Genomic DNA, 26,562 nt, shown 5'->3' with positions numbered 1-26,562 from the left:
GTCAGCCGTCGTCCGGCTGGTCCTCCGGGTCACGGCTGCGACCCAACGCGTCGACCATGCCCCACCGGCCGGGGATGTCCAGCAGCTCGAGTCGGCCCATTCCCGGTGGCACTGCCGGGTCGATGATCAGGTGCTCGCCCTGCGGCTCCAGCCCCAGCATCACCCGCAGCAGCAGCAGCGGGGTGCCGGTCGACCAGGCCTGCGGGCTGCACGCGGTCGGGTACTCCACCGGGTAGTCGGTGAGGTCGCGGGCGTAGCCGGCGAACGCCTCCGGCAGCCGACCCTGGAAGTACCGGGACGCGGCCAGCATCGTCTCGCAGAGCAACCCTGCCTCCTCCCGGAAGCCGTACCGCCACAATCCCCAGGCGATGATCGAGTTGTCGAACGGCCAGACGGTGCCCACGTGGTAGCCGATCGGGTTGTACCGCCCCTCGTCCGCGGCGAGCGTCCGCACCCCCCAGCCGGAGAACAGTCGTGGCCCGAGCAGATGCTCGACCACCTTGCCCGCGCGCGACTCGTCCACGATGCCGCTCCACAGCAGGTGCCCGATGTTCGAGGTCAGCGCGTCCACCTGCCGGCCGTCGGCGTCCAGCGCGAGCGCGTAGTACTCGCGGTCGGCGATCCAGAAATCGCGGTCGAACCGCCGCTTGAGGTCGGCGGCCTCCCGCTCCAGCCGGTCGGCGTACGCCGGGTCGTTCCAGAAGGTCCGGGCCAGCCGGGCGGCCCGGATCTTCGCGTCGTACGCGTACCCCTGAAGTTCGCAGGTCGCTCGGGGGAAGCCGGGCATCTCGCCGTCGGCGTACGAGATGGCGTCCCAGGAGTCCTTCCAGCACTGGTTCTGCAGACCGGTCTCCGGGTTGCGGGTCTGGTACCAGAGGTAGCCGGTGCCGAGCAGGTCCCCGTACGTGTCGATCCACTGCAACGCCGCGCGGACCTGCGGTTCCAGCTTGCGGACGAGTGTGGCGTCACCGGTCCACCGTTCGTACTCGTCGAGCAGGATGATGAACAGTGGTGTCGAGTCGGCCGACCCGTAGTACGGCGAGTGTGGCTGCTCCTCGAAGCCGGCGGTCTCGCCGTAGCGCAGCTCGTGCAGGATCTTGCCGGGCTCCTCGTCCCGGAAGTCGTCCACCCGGTGCCCCTGTAGTCCGGCCAGCATCAGGATGGTCGGGGGGACCAGTTCCGGCAGGAACGGCAGCACCTGCAACGAGGTGATGATGCTGTCCCGGCCGAACAGGGTCATGAACCAGGGCAGTCCGGCGGCGATCAGCCGCACGCCCAGGGCGATCGACTCGTAGCGCAGGGCGGCCAGGTCGTTGAGGCTGCGCCGGTACGCCCCGGCCAGTGGCTGGCAGTCGCAGCCGAGCTTCGGCGCCCGGTCGATCAGTTCCTGCTGCTCGGCCCGGATGGCGTCCGCGCTGCGGCTGCCGCCGTAGGGGAGGGTCGCGCGGATGTCCTCACCGCGCGCCCCGAAGACGACGCTGGACACGCGTAGCCGGGTGGTCCACCTGCCGTTGCGGGCTATCCGGATCCGGAAGGTCATCCCGGTGGTGTCGACCTGCCCCGGCGCACTGGTGCTGACCGTCGTCTCCCGGTGGAACGCCTCCCGGCGGTAGGTCAGCCGCAACTCGTTCTCCGCGACCGTGACAGTGGTGCGCCCCTGTTTCTGCCGGCGGTGCTTGATCTCGAACAGGTCGGCGAAGTCGGCCGCGATGTCGATCCGGACGGTGAACTCGACGTCCGCCTCGGTGTGGTTGAGGACGGTCAGCTCCTCCGCGAAGCTGCCCACGATCGCCCGGCTGCGGATCACCGACGCCTTGGCGTCCAGGTAGTGCGTGGGTTCGCCGGGGGCGAGAAAGAACTTGGTGCGGTACGACTGCGTGTCGTCGACGGAGAGGGCGTGCAGCCGCTGGCCGTCCAGGGTGAGCACCCACTTGGACAGGAACCGGGTGTCGAAGGAGAACAGCCCGGTGGGGAAGTCGTAGGACGGCTCGATGTCCCCCCGCCGGTCGCTGACCAGGAAGGTGTTGCCGTCCAGAATGCTGACGAGTTCCTTCACGTCGATCGCCTGGCCGCCCGGCGGGCCACCTCACGGGGGTCGCGGGTGCCGGGTGGGTCGGGGAAGAACCGACGGAAGGCGAGGAAGAGCACCACGTTTCCGCTGAACGTGCTCTCGTTGCGTAGCACCGCCGCGACACCCTGCGCCTCGCCGGTGATCAGTCGATCGAAGAGGGCGGCGCTGCTGAACCAGATGGCGTCGGCCGGCCCGCGCTCGCGGCTGACCTGCACCGATCCGGGCCGCATCCGGACCAGCCAGTGCTCGGTCCGGTGGTCGCTGCCGAGGTCGATCTGCAGGGTTCCGTCGGCCAGGCCGCCCAGGACCTCCGGGGCGCGCGCCGGCAGTGATTCGAAGAACCTCTCCGCCGCCTCGGTCACATCCGAATCGTAGGCAGCCGTCCGAGATGTCGGGCCGGTATCGGCACTCCGCCCGGATCAGCCCCACCGGGTCGGATGGTCAGTAGACGAGTGCCTGCGCGCCCTCGGCCAACGCCTCCTCGACGAAAACCGCGGCGCCCGCGATCCGCACCCCGGGCAACACGTCATCCGGGCCGATCTCCCGGCGGGCGGCGCACTGGGTGCAGGCAGTCACCCGGCCACTGGTCAGGATGACGTGCAGCAACTCGGCCAGCGGTGCGGAGTGCGGCAGGTCGAACTGCTGGGCGCGACCGGGCAGCGCGAACCAGGTGGACTCACCGGTCAGCCAGAGCGAGACGTCCACCCCGGCCGCTACCGCCGTCGCGGCGACGGTGAATGCCTGCGCGCACCGCTCCGGGGCGTCCGCCCCTGCGGTGGCCTTGACGACGAGAGTGCGGGCCATGTGGCCCAGCATAGGATGGCCGGGATGGTTACCGAGATCGGGTTTGTCAGCCTGCTGGTCGCTGGCCTGGGTGGGCTCGCCGGTGGCCTGGTCTACCTTGCCGTACGCATTTCGAGAGGACGCTGGTGAGCGCGAGGAGTGAGCCGGGTTTGCGAGCCCCGCAGTCGCGAACGAAGGTGGTCCAGTGAGCGAGAACCCGCTGCAGCCGCCGTGGCTGAACGCGCCGCCGGTCGAGGAGTACCCGTTCGAGGAGAGCCACGACCTGCGGGTCGGGCCGAAGCTGCACCCCGCGCTGGATGCCCTGCTGCCGTACATCGGTCTGTGGCGTGGTCGGGGCAAGGGCGGTTTCCCCACCATCGAGGACTTCGACTACGCGCAGGAGATCCGGATCAGCCACGACGGCCGACCGTTCCTGCACTACGAGTCGCGTGCGTGGATCCTCGACGAGCAGAGCAAGCCGGTCCGTCCGGCCGGCCGCGAGGTGGGCTGGTGGCGACCGGTGCTGGTGGACGGGCGGGCGACCGACGAGCTGGAGGCGCTGCTGACCACCCCGACCGGGGTGATGGAGCTGCACCTGGGCAAGCGCACCGGCACGCAGCTCGAGTTCGCCACCGACGCGGTGATCCGGACTCCGACCGCCAAGGAGGTCACCGGCGGGCACCGGCTCTTCGGCATCGTCGAGGGTGCGCTGCTCTACGCCCAGGAGATGGCCGCCATGGGGCACGGGCTCAGTCCGCACCTCTCCGCCCGACTCGTCCGGGTCGGCGGTTGACCTCGACGGTCGGTGGCTGGCTAGACGGGGAAGCCCAGCAGGGCCTGTAGGGCGGGGGTACGTGGGCAGCGAGTCCGCCGTACCCCGTCCAGCGTGTGGACCTCGGCGGCTCCGCGCAGCGACGAGGTGAACCACACGCCGTCCGCCGCGTGCAGTTCGGCGATGCCGACCATCCGCTCGGCGGCGCCCAGGCCCAGCTCGCTCGCGTGGGCGAGCAGCCAGGCCGCGGTGGTGCCGCCGAGGATGCCGGTGCTGGCGGCCGGCACCGTGCAGAGCGTGTCGTCGGTGAGCCACACCACATTGGCGGTGGGGCCCTCCAGCACGTACCCGTCGGATGAGATCCAGAGCACGTCGTCCACGCCGGCCCGGCGGGCCCAGCGGCGGGCGGCGCTGCTGACCGCGTACGACGTGGACTTGATGCCGGCCGGCAGCCAGGTCAGCCCACTGCGGGCGGCGGCGGGCAGCCCCAGCGGCAGGGTGGCCACCGTGATTCCGTCCCGCCGGGCGGCCCGGGAGGCCGCCGGCACCGGGGCCAGCGTGGCGTAGATGGTGGGCGGGCCGCCGGCCTCCGGGCCTCGGGTGCAGACCAGCCGAAGTGCACCCTCCACTGCTGCTGGCCAGCCTGTCCGCACCTGATCCAGCAGGTCGATCAGCGCGCTGGTGGGGGGCAGGGTCAGCTCGACGGCGGCCGCCGCCGCGGTCAGGCGGGCCAGGTGTTCGTCGCGCAGCCACGGCTGGCCGTCCCGCAGGTGCATGGTCTCGAACAGCCCGTCGCCGTGCAGCACACCGAGGTCGTCACCGCGGAGCACCGGGTCGCCGGGCGGCACCGGGCCGCGGCCCAGAACGGCGATCCGCGCGGTCGGGGCGGCCGCGACCTTCCCGACGGACGACCTCACCATGACCGTCGAGCGTAGCGGTGATCGATCGCGGTGCGGGGAAACAGCCTGGTGGCCGAACTATGATCGGACGGTGTCCGAATCCTCCCTCGCGGAAATGCTGCGGGCCCGTGGGCTGCGACTGACGGCCCAGCGGCAGCTCGTTCTCCAGGCGGTGCTCAATCTGGGCCACGCCACCCCGGAGCAGGTGCACACCGCGGTCCGGGAGGTGGCCGCCGGCGTCAACATCACCACCATCTACCGCACGCTCGAGCTGCTGGAACGGCTCGGTCTGGTCACCCACACGCACCTGTCGCACGGCTCACCGACCTATCACGCCGCCGGTGAACACCAACACGTCCACCTGGTCTGCCGGGAGTGTGGCGCGATCGACGAGATCGATCCGGAGCTGCTCCGCCCCCTCGCCGACCAGTTGGCCGCGCAGCGCGGGTTCCGGGTGGACATCGGGCACGTGTCACTCTTCGGCGTCTGCGTACGCTGCGAGAACGGGGACGAAAAATGATCGACATCTCGGGTGCGGTGGCCGTCGAGAGCATCGACGAGGCCAGCCGTGACCAGCCGGATCCGGCGCACGTCGCGGCCGGGGTGCGGGGGGTGGCCGCGCACTACGGGGACCCGCTGCGCGAGCAGCGCACCCTCGACACCGAGGTCGGTCTGGTCGACCGGTCGCATCGAGGGATCATCGCGGTGCCCGGGGAGGAACGGGCCAGTTGGCTGCACACGGTCACCTCGCAGCACCTGAACGCGCTGGCCGCCGGCGAGGGCACCGAGTTGCTGGTGCTGTCCCCGCACGGCCACATCGAGCAGCACGCCATGGTCGCCGAGGACGGCGAGACCACCTGGCTGGACACCGAGCCCGGTGCCACCCAGGGCCTGCTGACCTACCTGGAGAAGATGCGGTTCTTCAGCAAGGTCGAACCGCGCGACGCGACGGCCGAGCGCGCGCTGTTGTCGCTGGTCGGGCCAGCGGCCATGGAGGCGCTCGGCACGCTCGGCGTGACCGGGCTCGCCGCACCGGACGTGGTCGCGGTGCCGGGTCCGAAGTTCCCGCACGGTGCCGTGCCACCCCGGGCGAGCGCTCGGTACGACGTACGACCGCTGCCGATCGGCGGCTGGGCCCGACGTGGTCCGCTCGGGGTGGACCTGCTGGTGCCCCGCTCGGCGATGGACCAGGTGGTGGCGGAGCTGCGCGGCGCCGGTGTGCCGGTCGCGGGGCTGTGGGCGTACGAGGCGATCCGGGTGGCCGCCCGGCAGCCGCGAGTCGGGGTGGACACCGACCACCGGACCATTCCGGCCGAGGTCGACCTGATCGCCCCTGCGGTTCATCTGGACAAGGGTTGCTACCGGGGGCAGGAGACGGTGGCGCGGGTGCACAACATGGGCCGGCCGCCGCGTCGCCTCGTACTGCTGCATCTGGACGGGGTGACCACCGACCAGCCGCCGGTGGCCGGTACGCCGGTGACCCTCGACGGCCGGGCGGTCGGCTTCGTCGGCACCGCCGTGCTGCACCACGAGCTGGGCCAGGTCGCTCTCGCGGTGCTGAAGCGGAACGTCCCGGACGACGCCGCGTTGCTGATCGGCGAGACCGCGGCGGCGATCGACCCGTCCTGAGCGGGCCGTCTAGGATCGCCGGCATGACGACAGGGACGTTGATCACGGTGGCCCCGACCGGCGCTGAGTCGGCCAAGGCGGAGGTGCCGGCGCTGCCGGTGACCCTCGACGAGTTGCTGCTCACCGCGAAGGAGTGCGAGGCCCTCGGCGCCGCCGTGATCCACGTCCACATCCGCGACGACGAGGCCCGGCCGACGCTCGACCCGGTGCGCCTGGCCGACACGGTGGCGGCGCTGCGGGAGAGCACCGACCTGATCGTGCAGCTCTCCTCCGGCGGCGCGGTGACCGACCCGGAGGCCGCCCGGCTCGCCGTGCTCGACGCCCGTCCGGACATGGCCTCCTGCACCATGGGCACTGTCAACTTCGGCGACGACGTCTTCCTCAACCGCTGGGAGTTCATCGTCGACCTGCACACCCGGATGCAGGAACGCGGAATCGTGCCGGAGTACGAGATCTTCGACCTCGGCCACCTGTCCGCGTTGCAGCGGTTGCTCGGCAAGTACGGGCTGCCGGCCGGCGGGCACGTGCACGTCGACTTCGTGATGGGCGTGCCGGGCGGGATGCCGGGCAACACCGAGACCCTGGTCGCGGCCCACCGGATGCTGCGGGACCTGCCCGAGGGCACCACCTTCTCGGCCACCGGCGTCGGCCGGAGCACCATCGCGGTGCTGCTGGCCTCGCTGTCGACCGGCGGGCACCTGCGGGTCGGCATGGAGGACACCGTGACGTACGCGAAGGGCCGCCCGGTGGAGTCCAACATGCAGCTGGTCGCCCGCGCGGTGGGTTTCGCCCAGCTCGCTCAGCGCCCGCCGCTGACCACCACCGAGGCCCGCGAGCTGCTCGGGCTGTAAGGCCAGGTCTGTCCTGCGCCCCTGTCACCCGGGCGGTGGACCTCCTGGTCACCCGGCCGCCGGGCACCCCCGGACCGTCGGTACCGTCCAGCGCGTGACGAAGACGTACGAGGGCGGCGCGCCGCTCGCCGAGGTGGTCCGGTCCGGGTTCGTGGAGGGTGCGCACCGCGGCTCGGTGGTGGTGCTGGACGCCGACGGTGTCGCGGTGGCGTCCGCCGGGGACGTGACCTCGCCGATCTTCCCCCGCTCGGCCAGCAAGCCGATGCAGGCGATCGGGATGCTCCGGGCCGGCCTGGCCCTGACCGACCCGGCCGACGTGGCGCTGGTCTCGGCGAGCCACGCCGGCGAGGAGTTCCACCTGGCCCGGGTCGGCGCGCTGCTGGAGCGCGCCGGGTTGGACGCGTCGGCGCTGCACTGCCCGCCCGACCTGCCGGTGGGGGCCGCGGCGCGGGAGGCGGTGCTTCGGGCCGGTGGCGGCCCGAGCCGGGTGCAGATGAACTGCTCCGGCAAGCACAGCGGGATGCTGTTGACCTGCGAGGCCGCCGGTTGGTCCCGGGAGGGCTACTGGCGGCCGGAGCACCCGCTTCAGCAGCGGCTGCGGGCCGCCATCGAGGAGTTCACCGGCGAGCAGGCGGCGGCGGTGGGGGTCGACGGTTGCGGTGCCCCGGTCCTCGCGGTGTCGCTGGCCGGCCTGGCCGGGGCGTACCTCCGGCTGGTCGACGCCGAGCCCGGCTCGGTGCCGCGCACGGTGGTGGACGCGATGCGGGCGTACCCGGAGATCGTGGGTGGCACCCAGGCCGACGACACCCGGCTGATGCGGGGTGTCCCGGGGCTGCTGGCCAAGGTCGGTGCCGAGGGCGTGATCGCCGTGGCGCTGCCGGGCGTCGGCGCCGTCGCACTGAAGATCGACGACGGCGCCGACCGTGCCCGGATGCCGGTCCTGGTCTCCGCGCTGCGCCGGCTCGGCGTGGAGGCTCCGGTGCTGACCGAGTACGCCGAGGTGCCGCTCTTCGGTGGCGGGGTCCCGGTCGGGGCGGTCCGCCCGCTCTGGTGAGCGCGCTCTAGCTCAGGAAGTCGAGCAGCGCGGCGTTGACCGGTTCCGGACGCTCCAACGGCAGCAGGTGCGCGGCGTCCGGCACGTCGGGCAGTCGTACCGCGCCGGGGACCTCGGCGGCGATCCGGTCGGCGAGCCGGCTGATGTCCGGCACGTCCGCGGCGCCGGCGGTGACCAGGACGGGGATCTTCAACTCACCGAGACGACCGATCGCCGGTGGCGACAGCTCTCCCACCTCGACCGCGCCGAGCGCCAGTTCGGCGGCGAGGGCACGCTGGTCCATCTCCTGCGCGAACGCGACCAGCTCCGGGTCGACGTCCTCCGGCTGGCGGCGCGGGCCGACGACCCAGAACCGCACCTCACCGGCCGCGCCGGCGACGAAGTCGTCCGGGTCGACCTCGCCGACCAGGCCGTCCCAGAGCTCGTTCGCCTCGTCGGACCACTCGTTGCCGGAGACCGCCGTGTCGAACAGCGCGAGCGCGCTCACCCGGTCGGGGTGGGCCAGCGCGGTGTCGATGGCCACCGCTCCGCCGAAGGAGCAGCCGACCAGGGCGGCCCGGGGCAGGTCGAGCGCGTCCAGCAGCCCGGCCACGTCGTCGTGGTGCGTGAACGGGGTCGGCGGGAGCTCCGAGTCTCCGTAGCCGCGCAGGTCCGGGACGATGACCCGGTGCCGGGCGGCGAGCGCGGACACCTGCCCTCGCCACATCCGCCGGTCGGCGATTCCGGCGTGCAGCAGGACGACGGGCGAACCGGTGCCGGCCTCGTCGTACGCGATGCTTGCTCCATTGACTGTGATCTTGTGCACGGACGGACCGTACGGATCGGCCGAGCGGCGCGCAACAGCATCCTGAGACCTTGCTAACTATGGTTAGCGTTTTGCTTGCAAGAGCTAGCGCGGGCGGTTAGCGTCGCTGCCATGGCCACACCCAAGGACCTTCCCGACGTCGGCGGGTTCATCCGTGATCTGCGGCGCAACGCCAAGATCTCGCTTCGGCAGCTCGCCGAGCAGGCGGGGGTCAGCAACCCGTACCTCAGCCAGATCGAGCGCGGCCTGCGCAAACCCAGCGCCGAGGTGCTCCAGCAACTGGCGAGCGCGCTGCGGGTCTCCACGCCGGCGATGTACCTGCGCGCCGGCCTGCTCGACGACAAGGAAGGCCACGGGGTGCTCGCCGCCATCGCCGTGGACGCCGACCTGACGATGGCGCAGAAGCAGTCGCTCAGTCAGATCTACGAGACGTTCCGCCGGGAGAACACCCGGGTGGCCGAGGCCCAGGCCGAAGCCGAGGCGGCGCAGGCCGACCAGCCCGCCAGCCAGGCTGCGGACCTGGCCAATGTGGCCGCCACCGGCCCCACCACCGTGGGCGGCACCCCGACCGAGGCCGTGCTCGAGTCGGTCGCCGTCACCGACGCGGGCACCGCCCCCGCCCCGGGCAGCACCAGCATCCCCCAGAAGAAGAAGGCCGCCGAGGCGGCCGAAGAGGAGACGTCATGAGCGAGCCGAAGACCAACCGCATCCCCGCCCCGATCTACGCCGCAGCCGGCGCCGGTGAGCTGGCCATCGAGCAGCTGCGCAAGCTGCCCGCCGTGGTCGGCGTCCTCAGCACCCGGGTCGTCGCCGACCTGGGTGGCCGGGCCGTGCTGACCGGCTTCGAGTTGAAGCAGAAGGCCACCGAGACGCTGCGCACCGCCAACGAGACCGCCGACCTGGCGAAGCTGCGCGAGGTGACCGACATCGACAAGCTGCGCGCCGCCGCGACCCGCAACGCCGCCCTGGTGGTCGCGGGCGCCCAGGTCGCCCAGGAGCGCGCGTTCGCCGCGTACGGCGCGCTGGTCGCCCGGGGCGAGCGGGTCGTCGGTGCCGGCGTGCTGGAGGCCGCCGAGACGGTCAACGCCGACATCGAGGCCACCGAGGCCGTGACGCCGGCCACCACCCCGGCTGCCACCACCCCCACCGTTGCGGCCCCCGCCGACGCGCCGACCCCGGCCGACGTGGCCGAGATCGCCGAGGCCAAGCCGGCTGCGGTCAAGAAGGTCGCCCGCGCGCCGAAGGCTGCCAAGACGGCCGAGACCCCGTCGGCGAAGCTCCCCCGGGCCACCAAGCGGACCCGCCCGGCCGCCGAGTAACTCGTCGGGTCGACGACCCCGGCGGCGTCCTTGTCGGACGTAGCCGGGGTCGTGGACATAAACTGGCCGACATGGCCAACGCCGCGCCGATCTTCGCGTTCGAAGTCCGCTACGTGATCGAGCTGATCCTGCTCGTCTTCGCGCTGATCATCCAGGGTGTCGCGCTGGTGCACGCCGTCACGCAGCGCTCCGACGCCTTCCCCGCCATCGGGACGCTGCCCAAGGGCGGCTGGATCGCCATCCTGGCGGTCTGCCTCGTGCTCACCCTGCTCGGTTTCGGTCCGATCAGCCTCTTCGGACTGATCGGCATCGCCGCCGCGCTCATCTACCTGCTCGACGTACGGGTCGGTCTGCGCGACCTCACCGACGGCAAAGGGTTCTGGTGAGAGGTTTTCGCTGGCCGCCCCCACCCGACAGCGGGCCCCGCACCTGGGGGCCCGGGCCGGGTGGGCCGCGTACCGGGCGACCGGCGCTGCCGGAGCCGGAGACCGAACTGGTCACCACCCCGCACGGCGTACGGCTGGAGCGGCTGGTCACCGGCACCGGTGATCCGGTCACCGTGTTCGCGCACGGGCTGGGCAACGGCATCGCCACCACCCGCCCGTTCGGCAGTGGGGTGAACGGCCGCAAGGTGTTCTTCCAGTTCCGCGGGCACGGCCGCTCCGAAGCCCCGGACGGGCCCTGGGACTACCTGGACCTGGCCCGGGATCTGCGGGCGATCGCCGACCTCGGCGGCGCCAGCCGGGCGTTCGGCGCGAGCCTCGGCGCGGGTGCCCTCTGCCGACTCCTCGTGGAGAGCCCGGACCGCTTCGACAAGCTGGTCTTCTTCCTGCCGGCGGTCCTCGACGAGCCACGCGGGCCGCTCGCCCGGGAGCGCGTCACCGACCTGCTGGAGGCGGTGGAGAGCGGGGACGCCTCGGCGGTCGCCGACATCGTCACGCTGGAGTTGCCTCCGGCGGTGCGCAACACCCCGGCCGGCTGGGCCTACCTGCGACAACGGCTCGACCAACTGCTCCGCGACGGTCTGGCCGACGGCCTGGCCACGCTCACCGACCAGACCCCGCTGCGCCAGATCGGTGACCTGACGGCGGTCACCGCGCCGGCGTTGGTGATCGGTTGCGCGGGCGACGACCTGCACCCGGTCGAGGTCGCCGAGCGGCTCGCCGTCGCGCTGCCCCAGGCCACCCTGCACGTGTACGACCGGCCCGGCGTGCTCTGGTCGGAACGCGCCGATCTGCGGGACCGCATCTCCGGCTTTCTGAACGAGTAACCTGCCCTGTCATGGGCGTCACACAGCATGGCCGGACGCACCGGCTGGACCTTGCCGATCCGACCCTGCGCGAATGGACGTGCACGGTTCTGCACTCCGATGCGGAGCAGGGCATCGTGCTGGACCGTTCGGCGTTCTACCCGGGTGGCGGTGGTCAACCACCCGACCACGGCGTCCTGCTCTGGCAGGGCGTGCAGACCCGGATCGTCGGCACCCGCAAGGGCGACGACCCCTACCTGATCCCCGCCGAAGGTGACCCGCTGCCGCCGGTCGGCACCGAGGTCGTGGGCGCGGTGGAGGACGAGCGCCGTACCCGGCTGATGCGTACCCACTCCGGGCTGCACGTGCTCTGCGGTGTGGTGTTCCGCGACTTCGGCGCCCTCGTCACCGGCAACTCCATGGAGCCGGGCGAGGCCCGGATGGACTTCAACCTCCCCGAGGTGCCCCCGGACTTCAAGAGCCGCATCGAGGAGCTGGTCAACGCCGAGGTGGCCGCCGACCGCTCGGTCGCCACCCGGGTGCTGCCGCGCACCGAGGCGCTGGCCCTGCCGGACATCATCCGTACCCAGTCCAACCTCATCCCGCCGGATGAGCAGGAGGTCCGGATCGTCGACATCGTCGGGCTGGACGTGCAGGCCGATGGGGGCACCCACGTCGCCTCCACCGCCCAGATCGGCAAGGTGCAGGTGGTCAAGGTGGAGAGCAAGGGCCGGGCCAACCGCCGGGTCCGGGTCCGGCTGGTCGATTAGATCGAGTACCGAATTCGGACGTTGGTTGTCAGGTATTCCTGACAACGTCGCAGGCATGACACAACCGCTCACAGGAAAGATCGCGCTCGTCGCCGGTGCCACCCGTGGTGCCGGGCGGCAGATCGCCGTTCAGCTCGGCGCGGCCGGTGCCACGGTCTACGCCACCGGTCGCAGCTCCCGGGCCGGCCGCTCCGAGATGGACCGACCGGAAACCATCGAGGAGACCGCCGAACTGGTCAGCGAGGCCGGCGGCAGCGGCATTGCCGTTCAGGTCGACCACCTGGTGCCCGAGCAGGTCCGCGACCTGGTCGCCCGGATCGACGCCGAGCAGGGTCGACTCGACGTGCTGGTGAACGACATCTGGGGCGGCGACCCACTGGTCACCTGGAACAAGCCGGTCTGGGAGCAGCCGCTCGACGCCGGCTTCCGTACCCTGCGACTGGCCGTCGACACGCACATCATCACCAGCCACTTCGCCCTGCCGCTGCTGATCCGCAAGCCCGGCGGCCTGGTGGTGGAGATGGGCGACGGCACCAAGGCGTACAACGACGAGAACTACCGGCTGTCGGTCTTCTACGACCTGGCCAAGGTGTCGGTCAACCGGCTCGCCTTCAGCCAGGCGCACGAGCTGAAGCCACACGGCTGCACCGCCGTGGCGCTCACCCCCGGCTGGATCCGTTCCGAGGCGATGCTGGAGCACTTCGGCGTGACCGAGGAGAACTGGCGCGACGGTGCCACCACCGACCCGAACTTCCTCATCTCGGAGACCCCGGCCTTCGTCGGCCGGGCGGTGGCCGCGCTCGCCGCCGACGAGGAGAAGGCCCGCTGGAGCGGCAAATCCGTCGACGCCGGCACGCTGTCCAAGGTGTACGGCTTCACCGACCTCGACGGCAGCCAACCCGAGGGTTTCCGCTACATCACCGAGGTGGTCGACGCGGGCAAGCCGGCGGACGTGACCGGCTACCGGTAGAGCGCGGCGAGCCGGTCGGCGCTCTCCGCGAACAACCGCCGCAGCTCGGGTGGGTCGATGACCTCGACCTCGGGGCCGAGCCCCAGCAGTTGGTGGTACGCCACCTGGACCGACTCGACGGGCAACCGCGTCACCACCCAACCCTGCCCGTCGGGCGGGCTGGCGGCGGCGACCAGTTCGTCGTACACGAAGGGGGCATCGACCAGGTGCCGGAGCTGGCGCAGGCCGGCGGGGCTCAGCCGGACGGCGACCTCGGCCCGCAGCATGGTCCGCAGGAACGACCCGGCCTGCTCGCGCCAGTGCCCGGCCAGGTCGAAGCCCTCGTCGCGGTCGAAGTGCTCGTCGCCCACCTCGACCCCGGTGACCCGGTCCACCCGGTAGGTGCGCACATCGTCGCCGACCCGGCCGACCAGATACCAGACCCCGCTCTTGAGCACCAGGCCGTACGGCTGGACCTGGCGGGTCGCCTCCCGGTCGCCGCGTCGGTAGCGCAGCTCCACCACCCGGTCGCCCCAGACCGCCCGGGCCAGCTCGGGCAGCCAGAGCGGTGGCGCGGTCTCCCGGAACCAGCCCGGCACGTCCAGGTGGAACCGCTGCCCGGCACGGGCCGGCGCATCGCGCAGGGAGGGTGGCAGCGCGGCGAGCACCTTCAGCTCGGCGGACGCGACCGCGTCGGCGAGCCCCATCTCGCCGGCCGGCCCGGGCAGCCCGGCGAGGAAGAGCGCCTCCGCCTCGTCGCGGGTCAGCCCGGTCAGTCGGGTGCGGTACCCGCCGAGCAGGCGGTAACCGCCGGCCCGCCCCCGGTCGGCGTAGACCGGCACACCCGCCGCGGAGAGCGCCAGAACGTCCCGATAGACGGTCCGCTCGGAAATCTCCAGCTCCCGTGCCAGCTCGCTCGCCGTCATCGATCCGCGCGACTGCAACAGCAACAGCAACGAGATCAGTCGGGACGCGCGCATCCGCCCATCCTGCCCTGTGCCGCTCACCGCCCGCCGGGCGTCAGCAACCCCCGGTCGTACGCGGTGGCCACCGCGGCAGCCCGGTCGTTGACCCCGAGCTTGGCGTACAGGTGCAGCAGGTGCGTCTTGACGGTGGCCTCGCTGATGAACAGGCGGGTCGCCGCCTCCCGGTTGGAGGCACCACGCGCCACCAGGGTGAGCACCTCCAACTCCCGTTGGCTGAGCGGCTCCTCGACCGGTGCGCGCAGCCGGCCCATCAGCCGCCCGGCGACGCTCGGCGCGAGCACCGACTCGCCCCGGGCGGCGGCCCGTACGGCGCGGACCAGCTCCTCGCGGGGCGTGTCCTTGAGCAGGTAGCCGGTGGCACCGGCCTCGATGGCGGGCAGCACGTCGGCGTCCGTGTCGTACGTGGTGAGCACCAGCACCCGGGCGGTGCTGCCGGCGCGGGCCAGCCTGCCGATGGCGGTCACCCCGTCCATGCCGGGCATCCGCAGGTCCATCAGCACCACGTCCGGCCGCAGCGTCTCGACCAGGACCAACGCCTCCGAACCGTCCGCCGCCTCGCCCACCACCTCGAAATCGGGGTCGCCGGTGAACATCCCCCGCAGACCGTCCCGCACCACCGGATGGTCGTCGACGATCAGCAGTCGAACCGGGGCGGTCAACCGGCACCTCCGGGTAGCGCGGGAACGGACGCCGAGATGGCGGTGCCGCCGCCCGGCTCGGATTCGACGGCCAACTCGCCACCGACCCGGGTCACCCGTTGCCGCATGGCGGTCAGCCCGTACCCGCTGCCCGACTCACGGGGCAGCGGCTGATCGGTGAGCTCGAAGCCCGTCCCGTCGTCACGGACATCGAGGGTGACCACGTCCGTCATGTACGACAGGGTGAGCCCGACCCGTGACGCGGCGGCGTGCCGGGCCACGTTGGACAGCGCCTCCTGGGCGGCCCGTAGCAGGGTCACCTCGACCTCCGGGTGCAGGGGGCGGGGCGTGCCGGTGGTGGCGACCTCGGCCCGTACCCCGTTCAGAGCCGACCAGCGCCCGCCCAGCTCGACGAGCGCGTCCGGCAGCCGGGATGTCTCCAACGTCTCCGGGCGGACCGCCCGCACCGAGCGGCGGGCCTCGGTCAGGCTCTCCCGGGCCAGCGCGAGCGCGTTGTCGACGTGCCGCCGCCAGTCGGCGGAGCGGTCGCGGGTCTGCTCGGCCGCCTCCAGTTGGGTGATGATGCCGGTCAACCCCTGCGCCAGGGTGTCGTGGATCTCCCGGGCCATCCGTTGGCGCTCGTCCAGCACACCGGCCTCCCGTGCCTGGGTGAGCAGTTGGGCGTGCAGCCCGGCGTTCTCCTGGACCGTCTCGGTGAGTTGACGGTTGGCCTCGCCGAGTTCCGCCATCAACCGCCGGCGTTTGGCGTCCTCCAATTCGGCGATCATCGCGAACCAGGTCACCGAGCCGGCGACCACCAGGTTGAACAGCACCAGCACCAACCAGAGCGGCCAGTGCGACATCGCTATCGCGAGACCACCGCCCTGAGAGGTGGCGACGAAGGCGGCCGTGGCAATCACCCCGGCGATCCGCAAACGCTTGGGCAGCACTGGAAAGGCGTGGGTGTAACCGATCCAGGCGAAGAAGCCGTACCACGGGCTGGCGGCCACCAGTGCGGCGGCGAACGTGAGCAGCCCGACGTAGTAGACCGCCATCAGCTTGCGCCGGCTCTGCCAGCCGGGGTGCAGGGTGAGGAACCAGACGATCCAGCATCCGGCCGCCGCGGCGATGGCCAGGGTGGGCGCCGTCGCGAGGCTGCGGGGCGCCGGGACGACGAGGACCAGCAGGGTGCCCAGAGCCAGCCCTCCGTAGGGAAGTACGCGATAGAGCGTCGCCTCGCGCTCTCGCCAACTGGTCAGACGGTCGTGCCCACCGCTGCTGGTCATCGCATCTCCGCTCACTCCCAGCGGAACAGTTTCGCCGCGCTGGCGCCGGCCGCCACGGCGATCACCGCCATTATCGCCAGGTGCAGCGGCTGCGGCGAGGGGCCGGTCCAGGCGTCGAGGAGCGCCTGCACCCCGGGCGGCGTGTAGTCGCCGATCCGCGCCACGACGTCCGGTAGCAGGAACCGGGGCAGGTAGACCCCGCCGAAGAACATGGTGAGCAGGAACAGTGGGACGGCCAGGGCCTGCGCCGCCTTCGTCGTCCGGGCCACGGCGGCGACCAGCAGGCCGAGCGCCAGCAGCGCCGCCGTGCCGAGGACGAACGCCAGGGTGAAGCCGAGCGGGTGCCGGGGGAGCGGCACCCCGAACGCCAACCGGCCGACGACGATGAGCAGCAGCGCGCTGGCCAGGATCGCGGCCAGGGCCACCACCAGTTGGGCAGCGAGCAGAGCGCCTGGGTGCGCCGGAGTGGTCGCCAGCCGACGCAGCACGCCGCGTTCCCGGTAGGTGGCCAGTGCCATGGGCATCGTGTTCACCCCCACCATGGCCAGGGTGACCACCAACAGCGACGGGGCGAAGTAATTGACGAAGTTCTGCCCGTCGAAGTTCGGATCCGGCTCGCGGAGCGAGGGAATCAACCCGAGCACCACCAGGATCATTGTGGGCAGCCCGACTATGGTGAGCAGCGTCGGTAGGTCCCGCAGGTAGAGGCGCGCCTCGGTTCTCAGGATGTTGCGGAAGGCGTGCATGCTTGCTCCCTCTCAGTTGGCGGGCCGGTGCCCGGTCAGCTCGACGAAGGCGTCGTCGAGGGTGGACTGCTCCAGCCGCAGGTCCGCGGCGACGATCTGGTGGCGGGCGAGCACCGAGGTGACGGCGTGCAGCAGGTCACCGGTGCCGGTCACCACCACCTGGCTGCCGGTTCGCTGCACGGCGGAAACCTCGGGCAGGTCGGTGAGGAGTCGGTCGTCGACCGGAGCCGAGGGCCGGAACCGGATCCGCTGCTCCGGAGCCACCGTCGACACCAGGCCCGCCGGGCTGTCCAGGGCAACCACCCGACCCCGGTCGATCACCGCGACCCGGTCGCAGAGCCGCTCGGCCTCCTCCATGAAATGGGTGACCAGCACGATCGTCACCCCGCTGTCGCGGACCTGTTCGATGAGACCCCAGGTGTCTCGGCGCGCCTGCGGATCCAGCCCGGTGGTCAGCTCGTCGAGGATGGCGATCTCCGGGTTGCCCACCAGGGCCAGCGCGATGGAGAGCCGCTGCTTCTGACCGCCGGAGAGCTTCTTGTACGCGGTGTTCCGCTTGTCGCCGAGGCCCAGCTTGTCGATCAGAGCGGCCGGGTCGGCCGGGTTGCGGTAGAACGAGGCGTACAACTCCAGCGCCTCCGCCACCCGCAACCGGTCCGGCAGTTGGCTCTCCTGGAGCTGCACCCCGACCCGCTGGCGTAGCTGGGCCGCGTCCCGGCGGGGGTCGAGCCCGAGGACCGACACCCCGCCCCCGTCAGGGACACGCAGCCCGGCGACACACTCCACTGTGGTGGTCTTGCCGGCGCCGTTCGGACCGAGGACGCCGAAGATCTCCCCGGCCTCCACGGCGAACGACACGTCGTCCACCGCCACCAGGTCGCCGTACCGCTTCTTCAGGTGGGTCACCTCGATGACCGGCATCGTGCCGCCTTCCGCCGCCGCTGATTTCGTACCCCTCAAGGGTTGTCGGGTTGGCCCGCCGGCGAATCGACCGGTCGGCGACGAACCTCGGCGTCCCCGGTGGATCACTGCCGTCCGTCAACCGGTTGATGTGTACGTGGTGCGTTGCTGCTAGCGCTCCGCGCGGCGGATCCGAGCACGGCTGGTTAGGCTGCTCGATCGTGGATGCCAGCAGAATCGCCAGCCCGGTGACCGGGGTCGTCGGACGCTTCCTCGCCGGGGCGGGGCTGCTACTGCGCGGGTTGGGCCTCTACGTCCGCAGCCCGGGGCTGATGCTGCTCGGCGTCGTGCCGGCGCTGATCTCCGGCGTGCTCTTCCTGGCCGCGCTCGCCACGCTCGTGTACTTCGTGGACGATCTCGCCGCGCTGGTCACCCCGTTCGCCGACGACTGGTCGAGCACCGGCCGCAGCCTGGTCCGGGTGATCGCCGGGTTGGCCTTCCTGGGGCTCGGCGGCCTGCTCGGCGTGCTCACCTTCACCGCGGTCACCCTGGTCATCGGCGACCCGTTCTACGAGAAGATCTCCGAGCAGGTCGAGCAGCGGTACGGCGGCACGCCGGGGGCGGTGGACGTGCCCTTCTGGTCGTCGCTGCGCCGCAGCCTCGCCGACTCGGTACGCCTGGTGGCGCTCACGGCGTTGGTCGGCATCCCGCTGTTCGTCGCCGGCTTCATCCCGGTGGTCGGCCAGACCGTCGTCCCCGTCATCGGGGCGGCCGTGGGCGGGTGGTTCCTCGCCGTGGAGTTGGTCGGTGCACCCTTCTACCGGCGCGGTATGCGGCTGCCGCAGCGCCGGGCGATCCTGAAGGCCGACCGACCCACCGCGCTCGGCTTCGGAGTGGCCGTCTTCCTCTGCTTCCTCATCCCGCTCGGCGCGGTGTTGATCATGCCGGCGGCGGTCGCCGGTGCCACGTTGCTGGCCCGTCGCTCGATGGGCCAGCCGATCGAGGAAAGCTGGCACGGAGATCACCCTGCCTCCAGGGGCGGCGCTTTGCCAACAGCCCGTTGGTAACATGTCGACATGATGTCGATAACCCACGAGGGCGGGCGCTGATGTTCCTCGCAATTCGTGAGCTGAGCTTTGCCCGCCTGCGGTTCGCACTGATGGGCGCGGTGATCGCCCTGATCGCCGTGCTGATGGTGATGCTGTCGGGCCTGTCGGTCGGGCTGGTCCGCGACGGAGTGTCCGGGCTGCAGAATCTGCCGGTCACCTCGTTCGCCTTCGCGCAGGACGTCCAGCGGGACTCCGCGTTCTCCCGCAGCGTCGTGGACCTCTCGGCGGTGGACGAGTGGGACGCCCAGCCGGGCGTCGCGGACGCGGCGCCGTTCGGCAACACGCTGGTGAACACGCGTACCGACCGGGGGACGGAGGTCGACCTGGCGCTGTTCGGGGTTCAGCCCGACTCGTTCCTGTCGCCGTCGGTCAGCCAGGGTGAACGGCTGGGAACCGAGGACGGCATCGTGGTCAGCCCCACGGCGCTGGACGCGGGCCTGCAGATGGGCGACACGGTCACCATCGATCGGCTGGGCACGCGGCTGCGGGTCGTCGGCGTGACAAAGCAGCAGGACACCTTCGGGCACGTGGACGTGGCGTACGTGCCGCTGGCGGCGTGGCAGGCCATCAAGTCCGGCACCGCCCCCGGCACGGCGCTGCCGCAGCGCGCCGCAACGGAGATCACGGCCGTGGCGGTCCGCGCGGACGACGGGAAGTCCGTCGACCTGCCCGCCGGGGACACCGCGGCGGGCACCGAGAGCCTGACCCTGAAAGAGTCCTACGGCGCCTCGCCGGGATACACCGCCGAGACGACGACCCTGCAACTGATCCAGGGATTCCTGTACGCGATCTCGGCGCTGGTCGCCGGAGCGTTCTTCGCGGTGTGGGCGATCCAGCGCAAGCCCGAGGTGGCCGTCCTGCGGGCGCTGGGCGCCTCGACCGGCTGGGTGTTGCGGGACGCGCTGACGCAGGCGCTCGTGCTGTTGGCGGCTGCCGTCGCCATCGGGGTGGGAATCGGGCTCGCGCTCGGCGCCCTCATCACCGGCAGTGGCATCCCGTTCGCCCTGAGCATGCCGAGCATCTCCGCAGCCGGGGCCGGCCTCGTCGTCCTCGGCCTGGTCGGTGCCGGCGCGGCGGTCATCCGCATCACCTCTGTCGACCCGGCCACCGCTCTGGGAGGAAACCGATGAGCAGCCGTCCCGCTCCGACCGCTTCGACCACACCCGCCGACGACGCTTCCGAGCGGCTCGGGTTGGTGATGCGTGCGGTGTCCCTGCGGCACGGCAACGCCGCCGAGACCGTGCAGGCGCTCGACGACGTCGATTTGACGGTGCGACCCGGTGAACTCGCCGCAGTCGTTGGTCCGTCCGGTGCGGGCAAGTCCAGCCTGCTCGCCGTCGCGGGCGGCCTGGCCCGGCCCGACCACGGAACCGTCACCGTTGCCGGTCAGGACATGACCGTTCCGAGTCGCCGCACGCGGACGGAGCTGCGCCGCCGGCACGTGGGGTTCGTGTTCCAGTCGGGCAACCTGCTGCCGGCGTTGACCGCCGCCGACCAGTTGCGGCTGCCCCTGCAACTCGGACCGCGGTCGCAGCGGTCCGGCCGTGACCCGCTGAAACTGCTCGCAAACGTCGGCATGGCAGACAAGGCCGACCGGCGCCCGCACCAGCTGTCCGGCGGTGAACGCCAGCGCGTCGGGATCGCCCGGGCACTGGTCACCGAGCCCAGCGTGCTGTTGGTCGACGAACCGACGGCGGCGCTGGACCGGGCACGCAGTCATGAGATCGTGCAGCTGCTGGCCCGCGAGGCCCGGCACCGGTCGGTCGCGGTGGTCATGGTCACTCACGACCACGACGTACTGCAATACTGTGACACCGTTTACGAGATGGTCGACGGCAAGCTCGCGGCCAGTAGCTGACCACGACGACGGGGCGGGCGCGGCCGCAGGGACCAGGCAGGCCACGCCCGTCCGGAACGAGGGGGGCGGGGTGCCGAAGATCCAGGCCGCGACCGTCGCCGAACACCGTGCATCCCAACGCGCCGCGCTGCTCGACGCGGCCCGCACACTGCTGTCGCAACACCCCGAGCAGATCCCTGGTCTGGCCGAGGTCGCCCAGCACGCCGGTCTCGCCCGGTCCAGCGTCTACTCGTACTTCAAGTCCCGCGCCGACATGTTCGACGCACTCGTCATCGACACGTTCCCCCGGTGGTCGGCGTACGTCGAGAAGCACATGGACGAGGCCACCGCCCCCGGGCCGAAGATCCAGGCGTACGTGGAAGCCAACCTGCAACTGGTTGCCCGAGGCGACCACGCGCTGGCCCGGGCGCTGGCATCGGCCGGCAGCAGCGAGGCACTCGCCTCGTCCAGTCGACTCATGCACGACCGCCTGGAAGCCCCGCTGCGGGCCGCGCTCACGGACCACGGCTCGTCGGACCCTGTCCGCATGGCAGAACTGGTCCAGTCGATCGTCTACGCCCTGAGCCGGATGATCGAGGGAGGGCTTCCCCTGGGGACCGCAACCGGCCTCGCCCGCGAACTTCTCAGCCCGTACCTCGATCTCGACAGCGGCTGAGGGTTCGGCCCCACCGGGCGACGACGATCAGCTCAGGTCGGCCAGGCAGGACCACTGGGACGTGACCGGCCGGTAGCCCAGTCGGGCGTTGATCGCCAGCATCGGCGCGTTCGCCTCGTCGTTCGAGGTGTACGCGACACGTACGCCGTCGGCGGCGGCCCGGTGCAGTGCGGCCGTCTTGGCCAGCCGCGCCAGCCCTCGGCCGCGGTACGTCGGGATGCTGCCGGTGTAGTCCGACCACATCCGGTCCCCGTCCCGCTTCACCAGGCTGAACGCGACCACCTCACCACCGACCTCGGCCGCGACGCTGGCGGCCTTGTCCAGCCCGAGGTTGTCCCACACGTCGTACTGCCAGCTCTCGTAGCTCTTCGCGTCGACCGGCACGTCGCCCGGTTCGTCTGCCGCCGAGGCCACGTCCGCCGTGTACAGGAGGTGCGGGTCCAGGTCGGCGATCGGGAGCAGCCGCACGCCCGGTGGCGGGTCGGGCAGTGCGGGTGCCGGATTCAGGTCGAGCGCCGAGTAGCGCACCTCCCGGCTGGGCTCGTAGCCGTGCCGCCGGGCGTACGGCAGCGCGTCGGGCTGCGCCATGGCACGCACCCGGCGGATTCCCAACGGGCGGAGGAAGTCGGTCGCGGCGGTCAGCAGGGCGGTGCCGATGCCGTGTCGCCGGTGTTCCGGGTGCACGTGCAGCAGGTTGATGCCACCGACATCCGTCGCCGATGTGGTGCCGATGCGTTCGGCGGAAACCCAACCGACCACCCGCTCGTCGACCTCGGCCACGAACGCGGTCCACTCTTCCTCGGGCGGCGGTTCGGCGATCATCTTCCGGGTCGACTCGACACCGCGCACCAGGTACGGAAAGACCGCGGCCCGCAGGGCCACCACGGCCGGGGCGTCGTCGGGTCGCGCCACTCGGATGTGCATGTCGGCGAGGCTAACCAGGATCGCCCGCCGGAGCGACGCAATAATCGTCCGGCGCGGTCAGGCGGAGGCGCGACGGATCAGCTCGGTGGGCAGCATGATCGCCTGCTCGATGGTCTCCCCGGCGGCCAGCCGGAGCAGTTGGCGGGTCATCCGGCGGCCGAGTTCCACGATCGGCTGCCGGACGGTGGTCAGCGGCGGCTCGGTGTAGGCGGCGGTCTCGATGTCGTCGAAGCCGACCACCGCCACGTCGTCGGGCACCCGCCGACCTGCCTCGCGCAGCGTCCGCAGGGCGGCGTGCGCCATCAGGTCGGAGGCGGCGAAGACGCCGTCGAGGTCGGGATGCTCGGCGAGCAGGCGGCGCATCGCCGCCGACCCGGATTCCCTGGTGAAGTCACCGATGGCGATCAGCTCGGGCAGCCCCGCGTCGGCGACCGTGCTGCGGTAACCGCTGAGCCGTTCGATCCCGGCGACCATGTCCTGTGGCCCGGCGATGGTCGCGATCCGTCGACGACCGCTGTCGATCATGTGCCGGACGGCCGCGGTTACCCCGGCCACGTGGTCGACGTCGACGTACGGGACTGGCACGTCGCCGAGCGGCCGGCCGCTGACCACCACCGGGATGCCGAGTCGGGCCAGCGTGCCGGGCAGCGGGTCGGCACCGTGCAGCGACGCGAAGAGCACGCCGTCGACATGCCGGCCGGTGGTGTACCGCTCGACCCGCTGGTGCCCGGCCGGCGAGCCGGCGAGCATCAGCACCAACTGCTTGTCGGCGGCCTCCAACTCCTGGCTGACACCCCGAATGATGCCGGGGAAGACCTGGTCGTCGGAGAAGACCCGGGTGGCCGCCTCCGGCATGACCAGGGCGATCGAGTCGGTGCGCTGGGTGACCAGGCTGCGGGCCGCCAGGTTGGGGACGTACCCCAACTCGGCGACCGCCCGGGTGACCGCCTCGCGGATCGGTTCGGCGACGGTGGTGGAGCCGTTGACCACCCGGGAAACGGTGGCGCGGGACACTCCGGCCCGCGCTGCCACCGCTTCGAGCGTCGGCCGCTGCGCCGTCGTCATCGCGCTTTCCCCCCCGCTCGTCACAGCCCGTTCCGGGAGATCACCTCCTGGTACCACCGGGCGCTGGCCTTCGGTGTACGCCGCTGGGTCAGGTAGTCGACGTGCACGATCCCGAACCGCTTGCGGTAACCCTCCGCCCACTCGAAGTTGTCCAGGAATGACCATACGAGATAACCGCGCAGGTCCACGCCCCGGGCGATCGCCTCGTGCGCCGCACGGAGGTGCCCGTCGAGGTAGGCGATGCGATCGGCGTCGATCACCTGCGTCGGGCCGTCGGGCGAGTCGGCGCCGGACTTGTCGGGGAACGCCGCACCGTTCTCGGTGATCAGCAGCGGCACCCCGGGGTAGTCGGCGGCGATCCGCTCCAGCAGCCGGGTGAGCCCGGCCGGTTCGATCATCCAACCCATGTCGGTGAGCGGCCCGGCCGGCGGCAGGAAGTGCACAGCGCCCTCGGTGCCCGGATACGCGCCGTTGCCGGCGCCGTCGGGCCGGCCGGCCACGTAACTCGGGGCGTAGTAGTTGATGCCGAGCAGGTCGATCGGTGCGGCGATCACCTTCTCGTCGCCGTCGCGGATGAACGTCGGCTCGACGATCCGGGCCACGTGCTCGCGGACGTCGTCCGGGTAGCCGCCGGCCAGCAGCGGGTCGAGGAAGATCCGGTTGTGCAGGCCGTCGACCAGGCGGACGGCGGCGGCGTCGGCCGCGCTCTGCGGGTCGGCCGGGCGTACGTCGGCCGGGTTGACGGTGACGCCCACGCTGCGCGCGCCGGCCGCCCGCAACGCCCGCGCCGCCAGGCCGTGCCCCAACAGCAGATGGTGTACGGCGGTGAAGGCCGCCGCCGGATCCTGCTCGCCGGGAGCGTGCAGGCCGTTGGCGTAACCGAGGTAGGCCGAGCACCACGGCTCGTTGAGCGTGGTCCACACGTCGATCCGGTCGCCGAGGCGGGCGTACACAGCGGTGGCGTAGGTGGCGAAGTGCTCGGCGGTGTCCCGGTTGGTCCAGCCACCCCGGTCGCCAAGGGCCTGCGGCAGGTCCCAGTGGTAGAGGGTGACGATCGGGTCGATTCCCCGGTCGAGCAGCGTGTCGGTCAGCCGGTCGTAGAAGTCCAGCCCACGGGGGTTGGCCGGACCGGTGCCGTCGGGCTGGATGCGCGGCCAGGCGACCGAGAACCGGTACGCCCGCAGGCCCAGCTCGGCCATCAGCGCCACGTCGTCGGCGTACCGGTGGTAGTGGTCGCAGGCGACGTCGCCGGTGTGGCCCTGGTACACCTTGCCCGGCGTACGGCTGAAGGTGTCCCAGATGGACGGACCGCGACCGTCGTCGCGGGCCGCACCCTCGATCTGGTACGCGGCGGTGGCCGCTCCCCAGAGGAAGTGTTCGGGAAACCGGATCTCGTTGCTGGACCGGTTGGTTGGCTCGCTCCGCTCGTTCACGCCTTGACCGCACCTTCCATGATTCCGCCGATGATCTGCCGGCCGAACAACACGAAGACCAGTAGCAGGGGCAGCGTCGCGATGGCCGTTCCGGTGAACACCTGCGACATGTCCTGGTAATACCCGTCCGACAGTGCTCTCAGGGACAGCTGCACTGTCGGATTCGCCGGATCGTTCAATACAGCGTACGGCCAGAGGAAGTCGTTCCAGGTGGTCATGAAGGTGAGCAGACCGAGGACGGCGGCGGCGGGACGCAGGGCGGGCAGCACGACGTGCCACCAGATGCGGGCGGTGCCACAGCCGTCCATCCGGGCGGCCTCGATCAGCTCGTCGCTGATGGCCTGGCCGGCGTACTGCCGCATCATGAACACCCCGAACCCGGTGACCAGCACCGGGACGATGACTGCGGGCAGCCGGTCGTTCCAGTGCAGCTTGGTCATGAGCAGGTAGAGCGGGATCACTCCGAGCTGCGTCGGCACCATCATGGTCGCGATGATCACCAGCAGCATCGCGTTGCGGCCACGGAACCTGAGCTTGGCGAAGGCGAAACCGGCCAGGCTGGAGAAGAACACGACGGAGACCGTCACCGTGGTGGCCACGATCGCCGAGTTGATCAGACCGGTCAGGAAGTACGCGTCGGTGTTGTCGAACAGCCGGGCGATGTTGGCGCCCAGGTTGCCGCCGGGGGTGACCGGGGGTGGCAGTTGGCCCATCGCGTCGTTGCTGCGGCTGGCGACGACGAACATCCACCAGATCGGAAAGACCGACAGGCCGGCGGCGACGACCAGGGCGAGGTAGGTGAGCGGGCTGGCCCGCCAGAGTCGGCTCATCGCGCCGTTCCCTTCTGCGGTCGGTCCCCGCCGCCGAGCCGGCGCAGGATCAGCACGTTGACCGCCGCGACGATCGCGATGAGCGCGAAGAGCAGCCAGGCCACGGCCGAGCCGTATCCGAAGTTGTAGTGCGGGGCGAAGGCGTTCTCGAACATGTACATGGTCAGGGTCTGCGACTCGCGTAGCGGTCCGCCACGGATCGGGTTGGTGCCGGAGTTGAACATCCGGGGTTCGGTGAAGAGTTGCAGCCCGCCGATGGTGGCGATGATGGTGCAGAAGATGATCGTCGGCTTGAGCAGTGGCACGGTGACCGACCAGAACTGTCGGGCCCGATTGGCGCCGTCGATCGCCGCCGCCTCGTACAGGTCGCGGGGGATGGCCTGCATCGCGGCCAGCAGGATCAGCGCGTTGTAGCCGGTCCACCGCCAGTCGACCATCGCGGAGATGGCCACCCAGGAGGCGAGCCGGTTGGACTTCCACTCGATCGCGTCCATGCCCACCAGGTCGAGCAGCCAGTTGATCATGCCGAACTCGCGGCCGAAGAGCACCCCGAACACGATCGCCACCGCGGCGGTGGACGTGACGTTGGGGACGAGCACCGCCATCCGCCAACCGGTGCGCGCCCGGAGGCCGCGGTTGAGCAGGTTGGCCAGCCAGAGTGCGGCGAGCAACTGCGGCACGGTCGAGATGACGAAGATCCCCAGCGTGTTGACCAGCGCGTGCCAGAAGTCGACGTCGGCCAGCAGCCGGGTGTAGTTCTCCGCCCCGACGAAGGGGTGGTCGGCTCCGAGCAGGTCCCAGTCGTGCAGCGAGACCCAGAAGGTGTACGCCAGCGGGTACGCCCCGAAGATGCCGAAGATCAGGAAGAACGGGGCGATGTAGAGGTACGGCGAGAACCGGGTGTCGAGCCGGCTGAGCCGGCCTGGCGAACGCTGGGGTGCCGGTACGACCGGCGGGCGGGCCTCGAGCTGGACGGTCATG

General features: G+C 71.3%; 31 protein-coding genes. 16 read left to right on the top strand and 15 right to left on the bottom strand.

The window, feature by feature from the left end; translation table 11 throughout:
* Position 1: 1 nt before the first annotated feature.
* The 3 genes from ACFYP0_RS19795 to ACFYP0_RS19785 form a co-directional block, all read right to left on the bottom strand.
* The gene (locus tag ACFYP0_RS19795) at positions 2-2,056 is read right to left on the bottom strand and encodes an amylo-alpha-1,6-glucosidase (RefSeq protein WP_386997061.1); all 2,055 of its coding nucleotides are present in this window, start codon (positions 2,054-2,056) and stop codon (positions 2-4) included.
* On the bottom strand, positions 2,053-2,433 hold the full coding sequence (locus ACFYP0_RS19790) for an SCP2 sterol-binding domain-containing protein (RefSeq protein ID WP_386997059.1): 381 nt from the start codon (positions 2,431-2,433) through the stop codon (positions 2,053-2,055). Before ACFYP0_RS19790 ends, ACFYP0_RS19795 begins: the two co-directional genes overlap by 4 nt.
* A 79-nt stretch (positions 2,434-2,512) precedes the next feature.
* A complete protein-coding gene (locus tag ACFYP0_RS19785; RefSeq protein ID WP_112584197.1) occupies positions 2,513-2,887 on the bottom strand; it encodes a DsrE family protein in 375 nt (124 codons plus the stop codon).
* 12 nt (positions 2,888-2,899) lie between these two features.
* Between ACFYP0_RS19785 and mtfM the strand changes: the two genes are divergently transcribed.
* A complete protein-coding gene (mtfM, locus tag ACFYP0_RS19780; RefSeq protein ID WP_030327764.1) occupies positions 2,900-3,004 on the top strand; it encodes a small membrane protein MtfM in 105 nt (34 codons plus the stop codon).
* Between the two features lie 55 nt (positions 3,005-3,059).
* Entirely contained in the window at positions 3,060-3,647 is a 588-nt protein-coding gene (locus tag ACFYP0_RS19775; protein WP_091402847.1) for an FABP family protein, read from the top strand.
* A gap of 20 nt (positions 3,648-3,667) precedes the next feature.
* Here the strand turns inward: ACFYP0_RS19775 and ACFYP0_RS19770 are convergent, their stop codons facing one another.
* Positions 3,668-4,546 carry an aminotransferase class IV gene (locus ACFYP0_RS19770; RefSeq protein ID WP_386997056.1) on the bottom strand — a complete coding sequence of 293 codons (879 nt, stop codon included), beginning with the start codon at positions 4,544-4,546 and terminating at the stop codon, positions 3,668-3,670.
* Positions 4,547-4,616: 70 nt separating this feature from the next.
* On the opposite strand from ACFYP0_RS19770, the gene ACFYP0_RS19765 reads away from it, so the two are divergent.
* The 4 genes from ACFYP0_RS19765 to ACFYP0_RS19750 all read left to right on the top strand — a co-directional run bounded on the left by ACFYP0_RS19765 (position 4,617) and on the right by ACFYP0_RS19750 (position 8,059).
* Positions 4,617-5,045 carry a Fur family transcriptional regulator gene (locus ACFYP0_RS19765; RefSeq protein WP_124858931.1) on the top strand — a complete coding sequence of 143 codons (429 nt, stop codon included), beginning with the start codon at positions 4,617-4,619 and terminating at the stop codon, positions 5,043-5,045.
* A complete protein-coding gene (gene ygfZ, locus ACFYP0_RS19760; protein WP_357008989.1) occupies positions 5,042-6,154 on the top strand; it encodes a CAF17-like 4Fe-4S cluster assembly/insertion protein YgfZ in 1,113 nt (370 codons plus the stop codon). The genes ACFYP0_RS19765 and ygfZ overlap by 4 nt, the downstream gene beginning before the upstream one ends.
* A 23-nt stretch (positions 6,155-6,177) precedes the next feature.
* Positions 6,178-7,005: a BKACE family enzyme gene (locus ACFYP0_RS19755; RefSeq protein ID WP_091402837.1), complete on the top strand. Its 828-nt coding sequence runs from the start codon at positions 6,178-6,180 to the stop codon at positions 7,003-7,005.
* Between the two features lie 94 nt (positions 7,006-7,099).
* Positions 7,100-8,059, top strand: coding sequence for an asparaginase (locus ACFYP0_RS19750; RefSeq protein ID WP_386997054.1), 960 nt, complete (start codon positions 7,100-7,102; stop codon positions 8,057-8,059).
* 7 nt (positions 8,060-8,066) lie between these two features.
* On the opposite strand, the gene ACFYP0_RS19745 is transcribed toward ACFYP0_RS19750, so the two are convergent.
* Complete coding sequence (locus tag ACFYP0_RS19745; RefSeq protein WP_386997052.1) at positions 8,067-8,864, bottom strand: alpha/beta fold hydrolase; 798 nt, start codon at positions 8,862-8,864, stop codon at positions 8,067-8,069.
* A gap of 111 nt (positions 8,865-8,975) precedes the next feature.
* Between ACFYP0_RS19745 and ACFYP0_RS19740 the strand changes: the two genes are divergently transcribed.
* From ACFYP0_RS19740 to ACFYP0_RS19715, 6 genes are all read left to right on the top strand, one after another.
* Entirely contained in the window at positions 8,976-9,551 is a 576-nt protein-coding gene (locus ACFYP0_RS19740; RefSeq protein WP_386997050.1) for a helix-turn-helix domain-containing protein, read from the top strand.
* Positions 9,548-10,183, top strand: coding sequence for a hypothetical protein (locus tag ACFYP0_RS19735; protein WP_386997048.1), 636 nt, complete (start codon positions 9,548-9,550; stop codon positions 10,181-10,183). Before ACFYP0_RS19740 ends, ACFYP0_RS19735 begins: the two co-directional genes overlap by 4 nt.
* A 71-nt stretch (positions 10,184-10,254) precedes the next feature.
* Positions 10,255-10,569: a DUF2516 family protein gene (locus tag ACFYP0_RS19730; RefSeq protein ID WP_124858937.1), complete on the top strand. Its 315-nt coding sequence runs from the start codon at positions 10,255-10,257 to the stop codon at positions 10,567-10,569.
* A complete protein-coding gene (locus ACFYP0_RS19725; protein WP_124858938.1) occupies positions 10,566-11,453 on the top strand; it encodes an alpha/beta fold hydrolase in 888 nt (295 codons plus the stop codon). The genes ACFYP0_RS19730 and ACFYP0_RS19725 overlap by 4 nt, the downstream gene beginning before the upstream one ends.
* A gap of 11 nt (positions 11,454-11,464) precedes the next feature.
* Positions 11,465-12,202 (top strand): alanyl-tRNA editing protein, encoded by a 738-nt coding sequence (locus ACFYP0_RS19720; protein WP_124858939.1) that lies wholly within the window; start codon positions 11,465-11,467, stop codon positions 12,200-12,202.
* 55 nt (positions 12,203-12,257) lie between these two features.
* Positions 12,258-13,172: an SDR family oxidoreductase gene (locus tag ACFYP0_RS19715; RefSeq protein WP_386997045.1), complete on the top strand. Its 915-nt coding sequence runs from the start codon at positions 12,258-12,260 to the stop codon at positions 13,170-13,172.
* On the opposite strand, the gene ACFYP0_RS19710 is transcribed toward ACFYP0_RS19715, so the two are convergent.
* The 5 genes from ACFYP0_RS19710 to ACFYP0_RS19690 are packed head-to-tail and all read right to left on the bottom strand — an operon-like array spanning position 13,163 to position 17,728.
* Positions 13,163-14,131, bottom strand: a complete 969-nt coding sequence (locus ACFYP0_RS19710; protein ID WP_124858941.1) for a helix-turn-helix transcriptional regulator — start codon at positions 14,129-14,131, stop codon at positions 13,163-13,165. The genes ACFYP0_RS19715 and ACFYP0_RS19710 overlap by 10 nt on opposite strands.
* 23 nt (positions 14,132-14,154) lie before the next feature.
* On the bottom strand, positions 14,155-14,796 hold the full coding sequence (locus ACFYP0_RS19705; protein WP_386997043.1) for a response regulator: 642 nt from the start codon (positions 14,794-14,796) through the stop codon (positions 14,155-14,157).
* Positions 14,793-16,061 carry a sensor histidine kinase gene (locus ACFYP0_RS19700; protein ID WP_167493729.1) on the bottom strand — a complete coding sequence of 423 codons (1,269 nt, stop codon included), beginning with the start codon at positions 16,059-16,061 and terminating at the stop codon, positions 14,793-14,795. Before ACFYP0_RS19700 ends, ACFYP0_RS19705 begins: the two co-directional genes overlap by 4 nt.
* 11 nt (positions 16,062-16,072) lie before the next feature.
* Complete coding sequence (locus ACFYP0_RS19695; RefSeq protein WP_386997041.1) at positions 16,073-16,807, bottom strand: ABC transporter permease; 735 nt, start codon at positions 16,805-16,807, stop codon at positions 16,073-16,075.
* A 12-nt stretch (positions 16,808-16,819) separates the two neighbouring features.
* Entirely contained in the window at positions 16,820-17,728 is a 909-nt protein-coding gene (locus ACFYP0_RS19690) for an ABC transporter ATP-binding protein (RefSeq protein ID WP_386997039.1), read from the bottom strand.
* Positions 17,729-17,928: 200 nt separating this feature from the next.
* On the opposite strand from ACFYP0_RS19690, the gene ACFYP0_RS19685 reads away from it, so the two are divergent.
* The 4 genes from ACFYP0_RS19685 (at position 17,929) to ACFYP0_RS19670 (ending at position 21,329) form a co-directional block, all read left to right on the top strand.
* A complete protein-coding gene (locus tag ACFYP0_RS19685; protein WP_355497164.1) occupies positions 17,929-18,774 on the top strand; it encodes an EI24 domain-containing protein in 846 nt (281 codons plus the stop codon).
* Between the two features lie 41 nt (positions 18,775-18,815).
* Complete coding sequence (locus tag ACFYP0_RS19680) at positions 18,816-19,946, top strand: ABC transporter permease (protein WP_124858947.1); 1,131 nt, start codon at positions 18,816-18,818, stop codon at positions 19,944-19,946.
* Positions 19,943-20,674 carry an ABC transporter ATP-binding protein gene (locus ACFYP0_RS19675; RefSeq protein WP_355497161.1) on the top strand — a complete coding sequence of 244 codons (732 nt, stop codon included), beginning with the start codon at positions 19,943-19,945 and terminating at the stop codon, positions 20,672-20,674. The genes ACFYP0_RS19680 and ACFYP0_RS19675 overlap by 4 nt, the downstream gene beginning before the upstream one ends.
* A 70-nt stretch (positions 20,675-20,744) precedes the next feature.
* On the top strand, positions 20,745-21,329 hold the full coding sequence (locus ACFYP0_RS19670) for a TetR/AcrR family transcriptional regulator (protein WP_355497158.1): 585 nt from the start codon (positions 20,745-20,747) through the stop codon (positions 21,327-21,329).
* Positions 21,330-21,356: 27 nt separating this feature from the next.
* Here the strand turns inward: ACFYP0_RS19670 and ACFYP0_RS19665 are convergent, their stop codons facing one another.
* Genes ACFYP0_RS19665 through ACFYP0_RS19645 form a run of 5 tightly spaced genes read right to left on the bottom strand, consistent with a single transcriptional unit; the run spans position 21,357 to position 26,561 of the window.
* Positions 21,357-22,253, bottom strand: coding sequence for a GNAT family N-acetyltransferase (locus ACFYP0_RS19665; RefSeq protein ID WP_124858950.1), 897 nt, complete (start codon positions 22,251-22,253; stop codon positions 21,357-21,359).
* A gap of 57 nt (positions 22,254-22,310) precedes the next feature.
* Positions 22,311-23,318, bottom strand: a complete 1,008-nt coding sequence (locus ACFYP0_RS19660) for a LacI family DNA-binding transcriptional regulator (RefSeq protein WP_124858951.1) — start codon at positions 23,316-23,318, stop codon at positions 22,311-22,313.
* Positions 23,319-23,338: 20 nt separating this feature from the next.
* Positions 23,339-24,751: a GH1 family beta-glucosidase gene (locus ACFYP0_RS19655; RefSeq protein WP_386997036.1), complete on the bottom strand. Its 1,413-nt coding sequence runs from the start codon at positions 24,749-24,751 to the stop codon at positions 23,339-23,341.
* Positions 24,748-25,581: a carbohydrate ABC transporter permease gene (locus ACFYP0_RS19650; RefSeq protein WP_091402792.1), complete on the bottom strand. Its 834-nt coding sequence runs from the start codon at positions 25,579-25,581 to the stop codon at positions 24,748-24,750. Before ACFYP0_RS19650 ends, ACFYP0_RS19655 begins: the two co-directional genes overlap by 4 nt.
* A complete protein-coding gene (locus tag ACFYP0_RS19645) occupies positions 25,578-26,561 on the bottom strand; it encodes a carbohydrate ABC transporter permease (protein WP_386997033.1) in 984 nt (327 codons plus the stop codon). Before ACFYP0_RS19645 ends, ACFYP0_RS19650 begins: the two co-directional genes overlap by 4 nt.
* Position 26,562 lies beyond the last annotated feature (1 nt).

The sequence above is a fragment of the Micromonospora arida genome (genome assembly GCF_042873195.1).
Taxonomy (GTDB): Bacteria; Actinomycetota; Actinomycetes; order Mycobacteriales; family Micromonosporaceae; genus Micromonospora; species Micromonospora arida.
This window is presented reverse-complemented; position numbering and strand designations above follow the sequence as displayed.